At 44.8% G+C, this 12,364-nt stretch carries 15 protein-coding genes and 1 pseudogene; 9 read left to right on the plus strand and 7 right to left on the minus strand.

The window, feature by feature from the left end:
- Window positions 1–251: 251 nt before the first annotated feature.
- The 5 genes from P8F77_RS01040 to P8F77_RS01060 all read left to right on the plus strand — a co-directional run bounded on the left by P8F77_RS01040 (window position 252) and on the right by P8F77_RS01060 (window position 3,354).
- Window positions 252–500, plus strand: coding sequence for a hypothetical protein (locus P8F77_RS01040; RefSeq protein ID WP_129701921.1), 249 nt, complete (start codon window positions 252–254; stop codon window positions 498–500).
- A 53-nt stretch (window positions 501–553) separates the two neighbouring features.
- On the plus strand, window positions 554–1,132 hold the full coding sequence (locus tag P8F77_RS01045) for a hypothetical protein (protein WP_006567902.1): 579 nt from the start codon (window positions 554–556) through the stop codon (window positions 1,130–1,132).
- A 107-nt stretch (window positions 1,133–1,239) separates the two neighbouring features.
- Window positions 1,240–1,587 carry an MmcQ/YjbR family DNA-binding protein gene (locus tag P8F77_RS01050; RefSeq protein ID WP_006567901.1) on the plus strand — a complete coding sequence of 116 codons (348 nt, stop codon included), beginning with the start codon at window positions 1,240–1,242 and terminating at the stop codon, window positions 1,585–1,587.
- Window positions 1,584–2,306 (plus strand): nitroreductase family protein, encoded by a 723-nt coding sequence (locus P8F77_RS01055; protein WP_024728894.1) that lies wholly within the window; start codon window positions 1,584–1,586, stop codon window positions 2,304–2,306. Before P8F77_RS01050 ends, P8F77_RS01055 begins: the two co-directional genes overlap by 4 nt.
- A 28-nt stretch (window positions 2,307–2,334) precedes the next feature.
- Complete coding sequence (locus P8F77_RS01060) at window positions 2,335–3,354, plus strand: NUDIX domain-containing protein (RefSeq protein ID WP_024728893.1); 1,020 nt, start codon at window positions 2,335–2,337, stop codon at window positions 3,352–3,354.
- A 120-nt stretch (window positions 3,355–3,474) separates the two neighbouring features.
- On the opposite strand, the gene P8F77_RS01065 is transcribed toward P8F77_RS01060, so the two are convergent.
- From P8F77_RS01065 to P8F77_RS01085, 5 genes and pseudogenes are all read right to left on the minus strand, one after another.
- Complete coding sequence (locus P8F77_RS01065) at window positions 3,475–4,050, minus strand: TlpA disulfide reductase family protein (RefSeq protein WP_129701919.1); 576 nt, start codon at window positions 4,048–4,050, stop codon at window positions 3,475–3,477.
- A 9-nt stretch (window positions 4,051–4,059) separates the two neighbouring features.
- Window positions 4,060–4,731: a cytochrome c biogenesis CcdA family protein gene (locus P8F77_RS01070; protein ID WP_024728888.1), complete on the minus strand. Its 672-nt coding sequence runs from the start codon at window positions 4,729–4,731 to the stop codon at window positions 4,060–4,062.
- The gene (locus tag P8F77_RS01075; RefSeq protein ID WP_328514496.1) at window positions 4,719–4,940 is read right to left on the minus strand and encodes a hypothetical protein; all 222 of its coding nucleotides are present in this window, start codon (window positions 4,938–4,940) and stop codon (window positions 4,719–4,721) included. Before P8F77_RS01075 ends, P8F77_RS01070 begins: the two co-directional genes overlap by 13 nt.
- Window positions 4,941–5,064: 124 nt before the next feature.
- Window positions 5,065–5,895: pseudogene (locus P8F77_RS01080) on the minus strand (FAD-dependent oxidoreductase); the annotation flags it as partial.
- Window positions 5,855–6,322, minus strand: coding sequence for an Rrf2 family transcriptional regulator (locus P8F77_RS01085; RefSeq protein ID WP_024728887.1), 468 nt, complete (start codon window positions 6,320–6,322; stop codon window positions 5,855–5,857). The pseudogene P8F77_RS01080 and the gene P8F77_RS01085, both read right to left, overlap by 41 nt.
- A 127-nt stretch (window positions 6,323–6,449) precedes the next feature.
- On the opposite strand from P8F77_RS01085, the gene P8F77_RS01090 reads away from it, so the two are divergent.
- The 3 genes from P8F77_RS01090 (at window position 6,450) to fucO (ending at window position 9,297) form a co-directional block, all read left to right on the plus strand.
- Entirely contained in the window at window positions 6,450–7,457 is a 1,008-nt protein-coding gene (locus P8F77_RS01090) for a DUF1848 domain-containing protein (RefSeq protein WP_051405256.1), read from the plus strand.
- A 10-nt stretch (window positions 7,458–7,467) separates the two neighbouring features.
- On the plus strand, window positions 7,468–8,022 hold the full coding sequence (locus tag P8F77_RS01095) for a TetR/AcrR family transcriptional regulator C-terminal domain-containing protein (RefSeq protein ID WP_034550381.1): 555 nt from the start codon (window positions 7,468–7,470) through the stop codon (window positions 8,020–8,022).
- Between the two features lie 126 nt (window positions 8,023–8,148).
- The gene (gene fucO / locus P8F77_RS01100; RefSeq protein ID WP_024728884.1) at window positions 8,149–9,297 is read left to right on the plus strand and encodes a lactaldehyde reductase; all 1,149 of its coding nucleotides are present in this window, start codon (window positions 8,149–8,151) and stop codon (window positions 9,295–9,297) included.
- A 65-nt stretch (window positions 9,298–9,362) separates the two neighbouring features.
- Here the strand turns inward: fucO and P8F77_RS01105 are convergent, their stop codons facing one another.
- A complete protein-coding gene (locus tag P8F77_RS01105; RefSeq protein ID WP_024728883.1) occupies window positions 9,363–10,409 on the minus strand; it encodes a phosphatidylinositol-specific phospholipase C/glycerophosphodiester phosphodiesterase family protein in 1,047 nt (348 codons plus the stop codon).
- Between the two features lie 227 nt (window positions 10,410–10,636).
- Here P8F77_RS01105 and P8F77_RS01110 point away from each other — a divergent pair, with 227 nt between their 5' ends.
- Complete coding sequence (locus P8F77_RS01110) at window positions 10,637–11,719, plus strand: glycerol dehydrogenase (protein ID WP_024728882.1); 1,083 nt, start codon at window positions 10,637–10,639, stop codon at window positions 11,717–11,719.
- On the opposite strand, the gene P8F77_RS01115 is transcribed toward P8F77_RS01110, so the two are convergent.
- Complete coding sequence (locus tag P8F77_RS01115) at window positions 11,716–12,345, minus strand: TIGR01906 family membrane protein (RefSeq protein WP_024728881.1); 630 nt, start codon at window positions 12,343–12,345, stop codon at window positions 11,716–11,718. The genes P8F77_RS01110 and P8F77_RS01115 overlap by 4 nt on opposite strands.
- Window positions 12,346–12,364 lie beyond the last annotated feature (19 nt).

Raw genomic sequence — 12,364 nt, forward strand, 5'->3', positions numbered from 1 at the left:
TTGATTCTTTCTTGTGATACTTTATAGGAGTAGATTTTTAACCTACAGTATATAGGGGGGAATGAATTTATGGAATCAGGAAAACATCGTGTGTTTGGATATGTTAGAGTGTCTGCCAAAGACCAGAATATTGACCGGCAGATGGTGGTCATGGAAAAGCTGAAAATACTCAAAAAAAGTCTGCTTTAATCACCAGGCGTTCTTTACGGACAAAAGTACAGGGAGATACAGAGAATGGGAGGATATAGAAGATGGCAGATCAGGGACTGTTGGATTTTTTGGCAGAGAAAAGCAGATGTGCATATCTTTCGGAACTCAGAGACAGGCAGAAAGACAGAGAAATAAGCCGGATTTTGAATAAAATTGATGCGGAAAGCTTCAGTACAAAGGACTGGCAGGATGCATTGGAATATTTTACATATGTCAAAAAAGAGATTCAGGATAAAAAAAGTGCAAAAGCGTATTTGGAAGAATATTTTTCAGGAAAATACAGTAAATAACTTCACAAAATTATATTTCTGCATAATATAAAAGAAAAAGGAACTGTATAAGCATGAGCTTTTGTGAAAATATATGGGATTCGGATCAGGGAGAAACAATCAATATCCAGGGCGGGACCATTGAAAATATCATGCATTCGGGTGACGCAGATTACGTCAAAACAGTGTGCAGACTTCAGAAAGACAGCAGAATTCAGTCCGTCGTTGTAATGATTGTGGATGAGCATACATTGATCCACTGCAGCGACGGGAAAAGAATTACTTCCAGGGATCTGAAGGAAGGCATGACGGTCGATGCCTGGATCTCAAAGGCTATGACAAAAAGTATTCCGCCCCAGGCCAGGGCATACAGGATCATTGTGAAAAGCAATCCCTGCGGGACAGCGGTTACCGACGGGAGAGTGGCAGGGGTTGATCTGCACAACGGTTTCCTGTACACAGGAATACCCGGAAAACCGGAAAGCCAGATCCGTTTTGTAGTCACAGAGAATACTCCGATTCTGGACCGCCAGGGAAGCAGAATACGGCTTAGGGACTTAAAACAGGGCGACCGGGTACGGGTAGAACATGCTGATTTTATGACCGCAAGCATTCCGCCTCAGACGACCGCATTTACGATAAAAAAATATTAGCAAATATTAAGAAGCAGACAGCATTTTTCTGTCTGTTTCTTCTTTTTCCGGGCAAAAATCAAGAATCAGTGTTATAATAAAAAGGCTATAGAAAGGAGGCCCGGGGTATGAGAACAAGAAAAGAAGTGATTGAATTCTGCATGTCACTGAAGCAGGTTTATGAAGACTATCCGTTTCATGACAGCAACTGGACACTCATGAGACATGAGATGAATAAAAAGACATTTGCTTTTATTTTTGAACGAAACGGACATATCTGGGTTAATATAAAGTGTGATCCGGAGTGGATCTTGGTATGGAGAGAGACTTATGATTCTGTTGTGCCGGCCTTTCATATGAACAAAAAATATTGGAATTCCATCATTCTTGACGGTTCAGTGCCGGATGAGGATATCAAACGCATGATCGGGGAGAGCTACGATTTGATTCAAGCAGGCATAAGGAGGCAGAAATGAATACGAGAGAAGCAATCAACATAAGATGTTCCAGAAGGACGTACCTTCCGGAATATATAAGGGAAAAAGATGCAAAGCCGTTGTTTCAGATGATCCGGGAAATCAATAAGGAACAGGGGCTCCATCTGCAGCTCATCACAGATGAGGGCAACATTTCCAAGATTAAAATGAGCTACGGCATGTTTAAAAATGTGCATGGATTCATTGCAATGGCGGGCAGAAAAGACGATCCCGATTTAAAAGAAAAGCTGGGCTATTACGGTGAAAAGCTGGTCCTTTTGGCTGCTGCTACCGGACTCGGCACATGCTGGGTGGGCAGTACATATAAGAAGGACAGCTGTGTGTGCGATTTAGAACAGGGAGAGAGCCTTGAGGCGGTCATTACGGTTGGATATGTAGAGGCGGATAAGAGGACGAAAGAAAAGATGATCTCTTCTTTTGTAAAGAAAAAAGGGAAAAAAGCAGATCAGATGCTCAAGACAGAAGAAAAGATTCCGGACTGGATCATGCAGGGGATGGAAGCAGTTGAGAAGGCCCCGTCTGCCCTGAATGCACAGCCGGTGGAATTTCGGTGGAAGGATGGAAAGTTTACAGCCCATGTGAAGGTCAAAAATGGATTTGAAGAGATTGATATGGGGATCGCAAAGCTTCATTTTGAGCTGGGAACGGAAAAAACAGGATACTGGGAATTAGGAAACGGAGCAGAATTCCGTTATTGACAGAGAATAAAAACAGGATGGATGATCGATGAGCAAGACAAAATTTTCAACGCTGTGTTATATAGAAAAAGATGAGAAATATTTAATGCTTCACCGGACCGTGAAAAAACACGATGTTAATAAGGACAAGTGGATCGGCGTGGGAGGACATTTTGAATACGGAGAAAGCCCGGAGGACTGCCTGTTAAGAGAGGTAAAAGAAGAGACGGGGCTTCATCTTACGTCATGGAAGTTTAGAGGTATTCTTACGTTTCTCTGTGACGACTGGCCGATGGAATACATCAGCCTTTTTACGGCAGACGGATTTAAGGGGGAGTTGACCGCCTGCAATGAAGGGGTCTTAGAATGGGTGGATAAGAAGGATATTTTGGACCTGAACCTTTGGGAGGGGGACAAGATCTTTTTTAAGCTGCTGGCTGAGAATGGACCTTTCTTTTCGCTGAAGCTTGTCTATCAGGGGGACTGCCTTAGACAGGCTTGTCTAAACGGCGAAGATATGGAACTTTTTGATATATTGACTTCGGACGGGAAACCTACAGGGATCGTAAAGGAAAGATCAATTGTGCACACGGGCGGTGATCTCCATGGAACTTCCCATATCTGGCTGGTGCGCAGAAAACAAAACGGATTTGATGTCCTGCTGCAAAAGCGCAGCAAAGAAAAGGACGCATTTCCTGGGTATTATGATGTGTCATCAGCAGGCCACATGGCGGCAGGGGATGATTATCTGAACACTGCGGTGCGGGAACTTTCCGAAGAACTGGGAGTAACGACAGAGCCGGAAGAATTTAAGTTTATAGGAATGAGAGATTCCGTCGTAAAGGATATCTTTCACGGAAAGCCGTTTCATAACCATGAGCTGAGTGCAGTTTACGTATATGAGACAGATCTTGCGGAAGAACAGTTCCGGCTGCAGAAGGAAGAAGTGGATTCTGTTCTCTGGATGGACTTCGGAGAATTTGAAGAAAAAGCCCGGAACGGCGAGATCAGACACTGTATTTTCGCGGATGAGATCAAGATGCTCGGAGAGTTCATGGGGTGTAAATAATAAGAGGAGCGATACTGACAATGGATGAGTCAGTTCCGCTCCTTTTCTAAGTAATAGTTGTCAAGCCCCTCAAAGAGTGAGGGGTTGGGGAGCTGAAGTGGGCTTGCCCACTTTGTTCTGCTATTTTATCAGCTTTTTGATCTGTGCCTCCAGGGCACTCTCTTCCATAGCGCCCCTGGCTCCGGAGACAATTTCTCCGTCCGGGTTGATAAAGTAGGTTGTGGGGAGAGATTCTGCCTGATAGTTATAGGCAGCTTCCTGTTCCGTGTCATAATAAACAGGGAATGTATATCCCTGCTCTTTGATAAAGGAGGACGCTTTTTTCTTTGTCTCCCTTGCCCCGTCGGTCATGTTGACCATGGCAAAATTGACTTTGCCGGAATATTTCTTATACATGGCCTCAAAACCGGGCATCTCCTGTTTGCACGGCGGACACCAGCTGGCCCAGAAATTTAACACAATGGGTTTTTTGCCGGTCAGAGAAAAGAAGTTTATCGGCTTTCCGCCGGCATCCTCTGCGTTGAAGTCCGGGGCAGTGACAGCTTCCTGTTTTTCTGTAGCATCCCCGGAAGATGTTTCTTCGGATGCAGTATCTGCCTTATATTTTTTGCTCAGGTTCTGGTAGAGAACAAAAGCTCCTGCTAAAAGTGCGATGAGTATGATAATAATCCCTATCAGTTTTGTTTGTTGTTTCATAGATCCCTCCTAAAATGTCAAGATTGATAAAAAGCGGTCCATCATTCCCAACATCATCAAAAGTCCCACGATAATCAGCAGAATTCCCGAAACTTTTGTGATGATGCCGTAGTGCGATTTGATCCAGCCGAAAGCCCCCATCAGACGCTCAATGAGCACGGCGCTGAGAATGAACGGGATGCCGAGACCCATGGAGTAGAGAAACAGCATGAGGATGCCTTCTGCCATGGAGCCCTGCTGTGACGCCATCATCAGTGCAGAGCCAAGGAATGCCCCTACACATGGGGTCCAGCCGATGGAAAAAACAATTCCAAATAAGAAAGATGATGCATGGGTATGTTTTTTCACTTCCATAGAACTGCGTTTTGTCCTGTTTAAAAAGCTTATGTTAAGCGCTCCGGTAAAATTCAGACCAAAGATGATGACGATCAGTCCGGTGATTATGTTGACAATCATTTTATGTGAAGTGAGCAGCCCTCCGAGAGTTCCCGCGAAGGCACCCAGAAGGATAAAAACCAGGGTAAATCCCGCAACAAACGTTATGGCATTAGGCAAGGCTTTGTGTCTTGGGCGGTCTGTTGTCTCTCCCGCAAAATAAGAAATATAGATAGGGAGCATCGGCAGCAGACAGGGGGATATAAAGGTTACGATGCCTTCTAAAAATGAAATTAAATACTGCATAAAGTCTCCTGGATGTTAAATAAGTCGTTGAGTGCCTCGCTCATGGTCGGATGGGTGTAGATTGTATCTCTCAGCACGGTATATGGAAGATGTGCATCCATAGCGAGTTTGATCAGGTTGATCATTTCGTGGGATTCGGCGCAGAACAGATGAGCACCTAAAATCTCGTTTGTCTTCGTATCGATTACGACTTTTAAAAGCCCGGTTATTTACGTTTCGTTTTTTATCTCCCAGAATCTGTGATTTCACAATGTGGAAATCATCCAGGGAAATATATGTGAACTGAAGACCTCCGACCACATCACCCATGGCATAGATGCCCGGAACATTTGTCTGAAGAAATTCATCTGTCCTGACAGCACCGCTGGGAGTCAATTCCACACCGGCAGCTTCCAGATTCAGATCGTTTACATTAGGGCGGCGTCCTGTAGCCACAAGAACGGCATCTGCTGAAATTTTTTCATCGCCCTCCGGTGTTTTCACAGACACAATCGTTTTAGCTTCTTCATCGCGGACAGAGTTTATTTTTGTGGAGAGCAGCAGCTTTACTCCGCGTTCTTTTAAGCTCTCTGCAACAGCATCGGCAATATCCCGGTCCTCCCTCGGAAGGAATACTTCCCCGTCCTGGATGACAGTAACCCTGGAGCCGAAGTTCGTGTAGATAGAAGCAAACTCCATGCCGATATAGCCGCCTCCGATGATGACCAAGTGTTTCGGCAGTTCCTCCAAAGAAAGCATGGTCTCACTGATATACGCACGCCGACTGTCAGAGAGACCCTCAATGGGAGGGATAAACGGGCGAGCTCCCGTATTTATAAAAATCTGATCTGCTTCCAGTTCCAGTGTCTCAGCCTGTAACGCCACGGCCACATGCCTGCTGTCTATAAAAGAAGCGGTTCCGTTATAAACATCTGCATTTTCCAGGTCTGCGACCTTATGGTAGTTTTTATCCCGTAATGTATCTGTCAGCTTTGTCTTTTTTTCAACAGCTTCCCGGTACAGCCTTGCCTTTTCTTCAAAAGAAGAATCAAGCTTTGCAGAAAAAGCTGCACTCGCAACAAATGATTTGGATGGGATACATCCAACGTTGATGCAGGTTCCTCCGTACATGTTAGAATCCTTTTCAATAAGAGCGACTTTCCTTCCATTTGCGGCAAGCGTCATTCTCCTTTAATTTGGATGAACCGAAGATCTTTTGATCGATGGTCTGAATGGTTACCTGTTTCAAATGATCTTTGCATAACTGATCCAGGCTGCCGTAAATGTCATCCATAATGCCTGCCATTCCGGAAGCCACCAGACAGGGCAGATCGCTGTTGCCGCTCCGCCAGGAAGACGAGACAAACGGAACATTCAGGGCACTGCTGATATCATAAAGGGTTACCTTGGATGGCTCCAGGTCAAACAGATATCCTCCTACTACCCCTTCTTTTGTAGAAATCAGTCCCTTTTTCTTGAGTTTCCCCATGATCTTCCGGACTCTTGCCGGGTTTGTGCAGATATTGGCGGCCAGCTTGTCGCTGGATACGCTTTCTCCTTTATGGTTTAAAAAAACGAGTGCGTGGACTGCTATCGTAAATTCACTGTTCATAAGTTGATTTCCCCTCTGTCTTATTCTATATGTAATAATTTGAGTTACAGTTTATGCTGTAATCATATCAGTTACATTTGTGAATGTCAAGAAGAAAATATGGAATCTGCTGAAAAACCGTGGTACAATGAACCCAGTGAAAGAACCAGCGATAATGAATGTGACAGGGAGACTGCTTATGATATTGAGTGTCAGCAGAAGGACAGATGTTCCGGCTTTTTATGGTGAATGGTTCATAAACCGGCTTCGGGACGGCTCCGTGCTCGTGAGGAATCCGGTGAATCCAAAACAAGTCAGCAAAATTCTGCTTTCCAGAGAAAATATTGACTGTATCGTGTTCTGGACAAAGAACCCTGAAAATTTCATGAAGTATTTAGGAGAGCTGAAAGAGTATCCGTTTTATTTTCAATTTACACTCAATGGATACGGAAAGGATATAGAGCCGGGAATGCCCGATAAGAAAAAAGAATTGATTCCCCTGTTTCAGGAGCTGTCCGGAAAGATCGGGAAAGAGAGGGTTATATGGCGCTATGATCCTGTGCTGATCAGCAAAGACTATTCTATAGAGTGGCATATTCATACATTTGAGTCCATGGCAGAAGCCCTGGAGGGATATACAAAACAGGCAGTGATCAGTTTTTTAGATATATACCGGAAAATAAAAAGACAGATGGCCCAGGCGGGAATCCGCCGGCCTGCAGAGGAAGAAGTCTTTCAATTTGCACAGAGAGCAGGGACCTCTGCGAGAAATCACGGTATGACCACGGTGACCTGTGCAGAAGGTTATGACCTTTCATGTTTTGGCATCAGGAAGGGCTGCTGTATCGACAGAGAACTTGTGGAAAAGCTCATTGGAATGAAGATTTCTGTGGACAAAGATAAAAATCAAAGGCCGGAGTGTGGATGTGCAGAGAGTTTTGACATCGGAAGTTATGATACCTGCCCGGCAGACTGTCTTTATTGTTATGCCAGCCACAGCAGAGAAACTGTAAATCAAACTGCGGCACAGTACCGGCCGGATACCCCGATGCTCTGCGGAGAGCCGGATCAATTCGATAAGATAACGGAAAGAAAAGCCGAATCCTGTGCCATTGCACAGCTGAGTTTTTTTGAGGAAAGCCTGGCGGACAAATGAGGTGAGTTTCATGGATGCATCGGAAAAAACAAAATATAAACTGGCAGGCGCCGTCAGGGAGCTGATGGCTTTTACGCCTGTGGACCGGATTACGGTAAAGCAGATCGTAGAGCGATGTGATGTGACAAGACAGACGTTTTACAGGAATTTTAAGGACAAGTATGATCTAATCAACTGGTATTTTGATAAGCTTGCCATTGTATCCTTCCGGCAGATGGGCGTGAGCCTTACACTCAGGGAAGGACTGATCAAGAAATTTGAATTTATCAAAGGAGAACGGTGCTTCTTCACGGCAGCCTTTAAATCTGAGGATCACAATTCACTGCTCCAGCATGATTTTGATTTTATCTATGAATTTTACACCGACATTATAAAAAAGAAATATCAGAGAGAGATTCCGCCGGATATCGAGTTTCTTCTGGAAATGTACTGCCGGGGGTCCATTGCCATGACTGTACAGTGGGTAACCGGTGGGATGAAGCGGAGCACGGAGGATATGGCAGAACTGCTGGTCAGGGCCCTGCCTCCGGAACTTGCAGAGCTTTTGAACGACTTTAAAAAGTGACACTTTTAAGGAAGTGTCACTTTTTTGACATTATGGGAAATGTGTCACTTGTCTGCCTGTTCCGCCGGGAGGTAAACTGATAATGAAAGAATCACGATAAATCAAAGGTATCTCAAGGAGGTTGTTATGGCAAAGCGTATTGTATTGAATGAAACGTCCTATCACGGAAAAGGTGCGGTCCGGGAAATCGCAGCAGAAGTGGGAGCAAGAGGCTTCAAAAAGGCATTCATCTGTTCGGACCCTGACCTGGTAAAGTTCGGCGTTACGAAGAAGGTAACAGATGTATTGGACGAGGCGGGATATGAATATGAGGTTTACTCTAACATTAAACCAAATCCTACTATTGAAAATGTTCAGACAGGTGTCGCTGCATTTAAGGAGTCAGGTGCAGATTATCTGATCGCCATTGGAGGCGGATCTTCTATGGATACTTCCAAGGCTGTCGGAATCATCATTGCAAATCCGGAATTTGAAGATGTGCGGAGTCTGGAAGGCGTGGCGCCGACAAAGAATCCGTCTGTTCCGATCATTGCAGTTCCGACGACCGCGGGAACAGCAGCCGAGGTTACGATCAACTACGTTATCACAGATGTAGAAAAAAGGCGGAAATTCGTCTGTGTAGACACCCATGATATTCCGGTCATTGCCGTTATCGATCCAGACATGATGTCCTCTATGCCGAAGGGCCTGACTGCCGCAACCGGAATGGATGCCCTTACCCATGCGATCGAAGGATATACTACAAAAGATGCATGGGAAATGACAGATATGTTTCATCTGAAGGCGATTGAACTGATCGCACAGAATTTGCGGGGCGCAGTGGAAAACACAGAAGAGGGCAGAGAGGGAATGGCTCTCGGACAGTATGTGGCAGGAATGGGATTCTCAAATGTAGGACTGGGAATCGTACACTCCATGGCTCATTCACTGGGAGCAGTCTATGACACACCTCACGGTGTTGCAAATGCCATTCTTCTTCCGGCTGTCATGGAATATAATGCTGATGCCACAGGGGATAAATATAAGTACATCGCCAAGGCCATGGGTGTGGAAGGCACAGAAGACATGAGTCAGGAAGAATATAGGAAGGCTGCCGTGGACGCGGTGAGACAGCTTTCCATCGATGTGGGAATTCCACAGGATCTGAAAGAAATCGTCAAAGAAGAGGATATTCAGTTCCTTTCAGAGTCAGCGGCGGCAGATGCGTGTGCACCTGGAAATCCAAAAGACGCAGGTTTAAAAGATATTATTGCAATCTATAAATCTTTACTTTAAGAATTTACGTAAACGAAATGAAAGGACTGGCGCACGAAAAAAGTGCGGCAGTCCTTTTTGCAAGATTATTTGCCGTTTTGAATTTTATCAAAGAAATCTTTTGTCTTCAGAGAAAAAGAACATTTTTCTACCTCGGCATTTGTCAGAAAATCTGTATAAACCCCATAGACACCGAGTTTCATATATTCTTTGGCTTCATATACACTGTTGACAGTATGTGTGAAAGAATACAGGCCTGCATCATTTAGCAGCTTCATCCGGTAATCATTGACACTGCTCACAGGGACAGTGACAGCTTCAATGCCGTTGGCAGTGCAGAACCTGATCATCCTGCTGAATGCCACATCTGTCTGCTGATAAGTGGTATAAAGGAAGTGACGGAACGGATGAACCTGTTTTATGGCATGATACATTGGCTGATTGTAAATCTGTACGATTAACCGGTCCAGAAGGTATTCTTTCTTCATTTCTTTTGCTGTCTTTACAATGACAGAGAAGTCATTTTTTGCGGCTGCGGCATCACTGTCTTTGGTGTCCGTCATAATATATGTATCAGGATATTTGTCCATCAGTTCAAAGAGTTCTTTTAGTGAGACAGGAGTGTATTTGCCGTACAGCTTAATATTTTTAAACTTGGCATAGGAAACAGGTTTGCCTCCCTTGCTCTTCGGATCACTCAAGTCTTTTCCCCAATAATGCCTTGCGACCATGACATGATCCGCAGTCTGCATCAGGTCAGCTTCAAAAACCCTGAAACCATTTTGATAGGAATTTAAAAACGCATCTTTAGAGTTGGTATACTCCTTACCATCGATCTCTCCAAGAGCATGGGCAACCGCGCGGTGTTCATACCACTGCTGTGGTTTCTTCTTTTCCTGCCCGGAATCTTTTTTCTGAGCAGACTGATGTTTGGCTTCATTTGCGGCATTCACTTTTTTCTGCCGATCCTGGTAAAAATGAAACCCAGTAAAAATCATAATCCCAAGAAAGCAAAGAAAAGACAGACGCAGTGTGATTCGTTCAAATACTGCACGGATATATCTCGGTTGATGCTTTGCTTTTTTAACGGCGTTTTTGACAGATTTTGTTTTTATCTTTTTCTTGTTCAGCATGAAACCTTCCTTTGTAAAAAAGATGTAATATAATTGTAACAATTATGTTAAAAGTATTATACCATAGGAAGACCAAAAAATCAAAAGTATATCAGCAGTATGCGTGACAAAGTTTTAACATTCAGAGGTGGATTTCCGGCAGAGCTTCATGGTATAGTAAATGTATCGATGCTAGTTAACCTTTCAAATGATTCAGAAGAATCAAAGGATTTAAGGAGGAAATCACTATGGCAAGTATTATCGCAAGTCCAAGCCGTTATATCCAGGGAAAAGGTGAGATGGAAAACCTTTGTACATATGCGGAAAACTATGGAACCAACCTTTTTGTTCTGACAAGTCCGTCCGGAAGAAAAAGAGTGGAGCCTTCCATAGCAAAAGGGCAAAAAGATGCCAAGATTACATATGAAGCTTTTAACGGCGAGTGCTGTATGACAGAGATCAACCGTGTCATGGACATTTGTGAAAAGGCCGGAAGCGAAGTCATCGTCGGAATCGGCGGAGGAAAGATCCATGATACCGCAAAGGCAGTGGCTTATTACATGAAAAAGCCAGTCATCATTGTGCCGACCATTGCGTCTACCGATGCGCCTTGCAGTGCACTGTCTGTGATCTATACGGATGACGGTGTCTTTGAAAAGTACCTGTTTCTGCCGGCAAGCCCGAACATGGTGCTGGTGGACACCGACATTGTCAGCAAAGCTCCGGAACGCCTTTTAGTAGCCGGTATGGGAGATGCTCTGGCAACCTATTTTGAAGCGAGAGCCTGCAAACAGTCTGACGCATCCAACTGTGTGGGAGGAAAGATCACACGCGCGGCCATGGCACTGGCTGAACTTTGCTATGAAACTTTGATTGATGAGGGGATTGATGCGAAACTTGCTGTCCGTGAAAATATCTGCACGAAGGCAGTAGAACATATCATAGAGGCAAATACCTATCTTTCCGGAATCGGATTTGAGAGCGGCGGTCTGGCAGGGGCACATGCGATCCATAACGGCTTAACTGCAATTCCGGAAACCCATGAATTATACCATGGAGAAAAAGTAGCCTTCGGAACGCTGGTACAGCTGGTTCTGGAAGGGGCGGATCAGGATGAGATTCAGGAAGTCCTCGGATTCTGTCAGGAAGCAGAACTCCCGACTACCCTTGCAGACTTGGGAATCAAGGAAGTAAAAGAAGAACAGATCATGGAAGTAGCGCGTCTCGCATGCTCTCCGGATGACACTCTCGGCAACATGCCGTTTGAAGTGACACCGGAGGATGTATATGCGGCCATCATTGCGGCGGACGCGCTGGGAAGATATTATTAAGCTTCCTGCCTTTGGCACAGATGTCTTCCTGCGAGGAAGCACACGGCACATAACAGAATAAGGACTGCGGCCATCAGCAGGGCGCAGTGAAGAAAGAAGGCATCCGGCAGGATGGTGATGACAGGGTCGAAAGCCTCATCGAAGATCCAGTAATCATTGGAGAAGGCCAGCTCGTGAAAAGTCACGAAGGCCTTGTCCCATCCGGCCGCCCAGACCAGAGCTCCCAAAAGGAGCGGAAGCACGGCGGCAGAGACGGATGCCTTTTTTAAGAAATGGAAATCCTTTTTTTCCCGCTTCCATAAAAGGCCTGCAGGGATTATGATAAATGAGATGATACAGGCGTATTGGAGGCCGGAGAAAATACGCTTTACATCCTGAAAGTGAATCTTTCCTTCCTCAGACATGGGAAGAGAGGGAAACTTCAGGTCTTTTTTATACAATACAGAATTATAATCAATGAGCCGGTCATAGTTTTCTCTGATCTGTTTTTCAGAGAGCCCGGATTCCCGGCTGATATGAAGAAGCTTTATATCGGCATAGTAAAGGGGCCGGAAATTCAGTGTAAATACGACCGAAAATGATATCAGGAAAATAGATAAAGAAACTGTAAGCAGAAATTGTTTCATGATGCACCGCCTTTCATGA

Source organism: Anaerostipes sp. PC18 (assembly GCF_039789045.1).
Taxonomy (GTDB): domain Bacteria; phylum Bacillota; class Clostridia; order Lachnospirales; family Lachnospiraceae; genus Anaerostipes; species Anaerostipes hominis.

Bases quoted from the DNA above. Each gene is read 5' to 3' on its own strand.
- P8F77_RS01040 (WP_129701921.1), top strand. From the start codon at position 252: ATGGCAGATCAGGGACTGTTGGATTTTTTGGCAGAGAAAAGCAGATGT.
- P8F77_RS01045 (WP_006567902.1), top strand. From the start codon at position 554: ATGAGCTTTTGTGAAAATATATGGGATTCGGATCAGGGAGAAACAATC.
- P8F77_RS01050 (WP_006567901.1), top strand. From the start codon at position 1,240: ATGAGAACAAGAAAAGAAGTGATTGAATTCTGCATGTCACTGAAGCAG.
- P8F77_RS01055 (WP_024728894.1), top strand. From the start codon at position 1,584: ATGAATACGAGAGAAGCAATCAACATAAGATGTTCCAGAAGGACGTAC.
- P8F77_RS01060 (WP_024728893.1), top strand. From the start codon at position 2,335: ATGAGCAAGACAAAATTTTCAACGCTGTGTTATATAGAAAAAGATGAG.
- P8F77_RS01065 (WP_129701919.1), bottom strand. From the start codon at position 4,050: ATGAAACAACAAACAAAACTGATAGGGATTATTATCATACTCATCGCA.
- P8F77_RS01070 (WP_024728888.1), bottom strand. From the start codon at position 4,731: ATGCAGTATTTAATTTCATTTTTAGAAGGCATCGTAACCTTTATATCC.
- P8F77_RS01085 (WP_024728887.1), bottom strand. From the start codon at position 6,322: ATGAACAGTGAATTTACGATAGCAGTCCACGCACTCGTTTTTTTAAAC.
- P8F77_RS01090 (WP_051405256.1), top strand. From the start codon at position 6,450: ATGAACCCAGTGAAAGAACCAGCGATAATGAATGTGACAGGGAGACTG.
- P8F77_RS01095 (WP_034550381.1), top strand. From the start codon at position 7,468: ATGGATGCATCGGAAAAAACAAAATATAAACTGGCAGGCGCCGTCAGG.
- fucO (WP_024728884.1), top strand. From the start codon at position 8,149: ATGGCAAAGCGTATTGTATTGAATGAAACGTCCTATCACGGAAAAGGT.
- P8F77_RS01105 (WP_024728883.1), bottom strand. From the start codon at position 10,409: ATGCTGAACAAGAAAAAGATAAAAACAAAATCTGTCAAAAACGCCGTT.
- P8F77_RS01110 (WP_024728882.1), top strand. From the start codon at position 10,637: ATGGCAAGTATTATCGCAAGTCCAAGCCGTTATATCCAGGGAAAAGGT.
- P8F77_RS01115 (WP_024728881.1), bottom strand. From the start codon at position 12,345: ATGAAACAATTTCTGCTTACAGTTTCTTTATCTATTTTCCTGATATCA.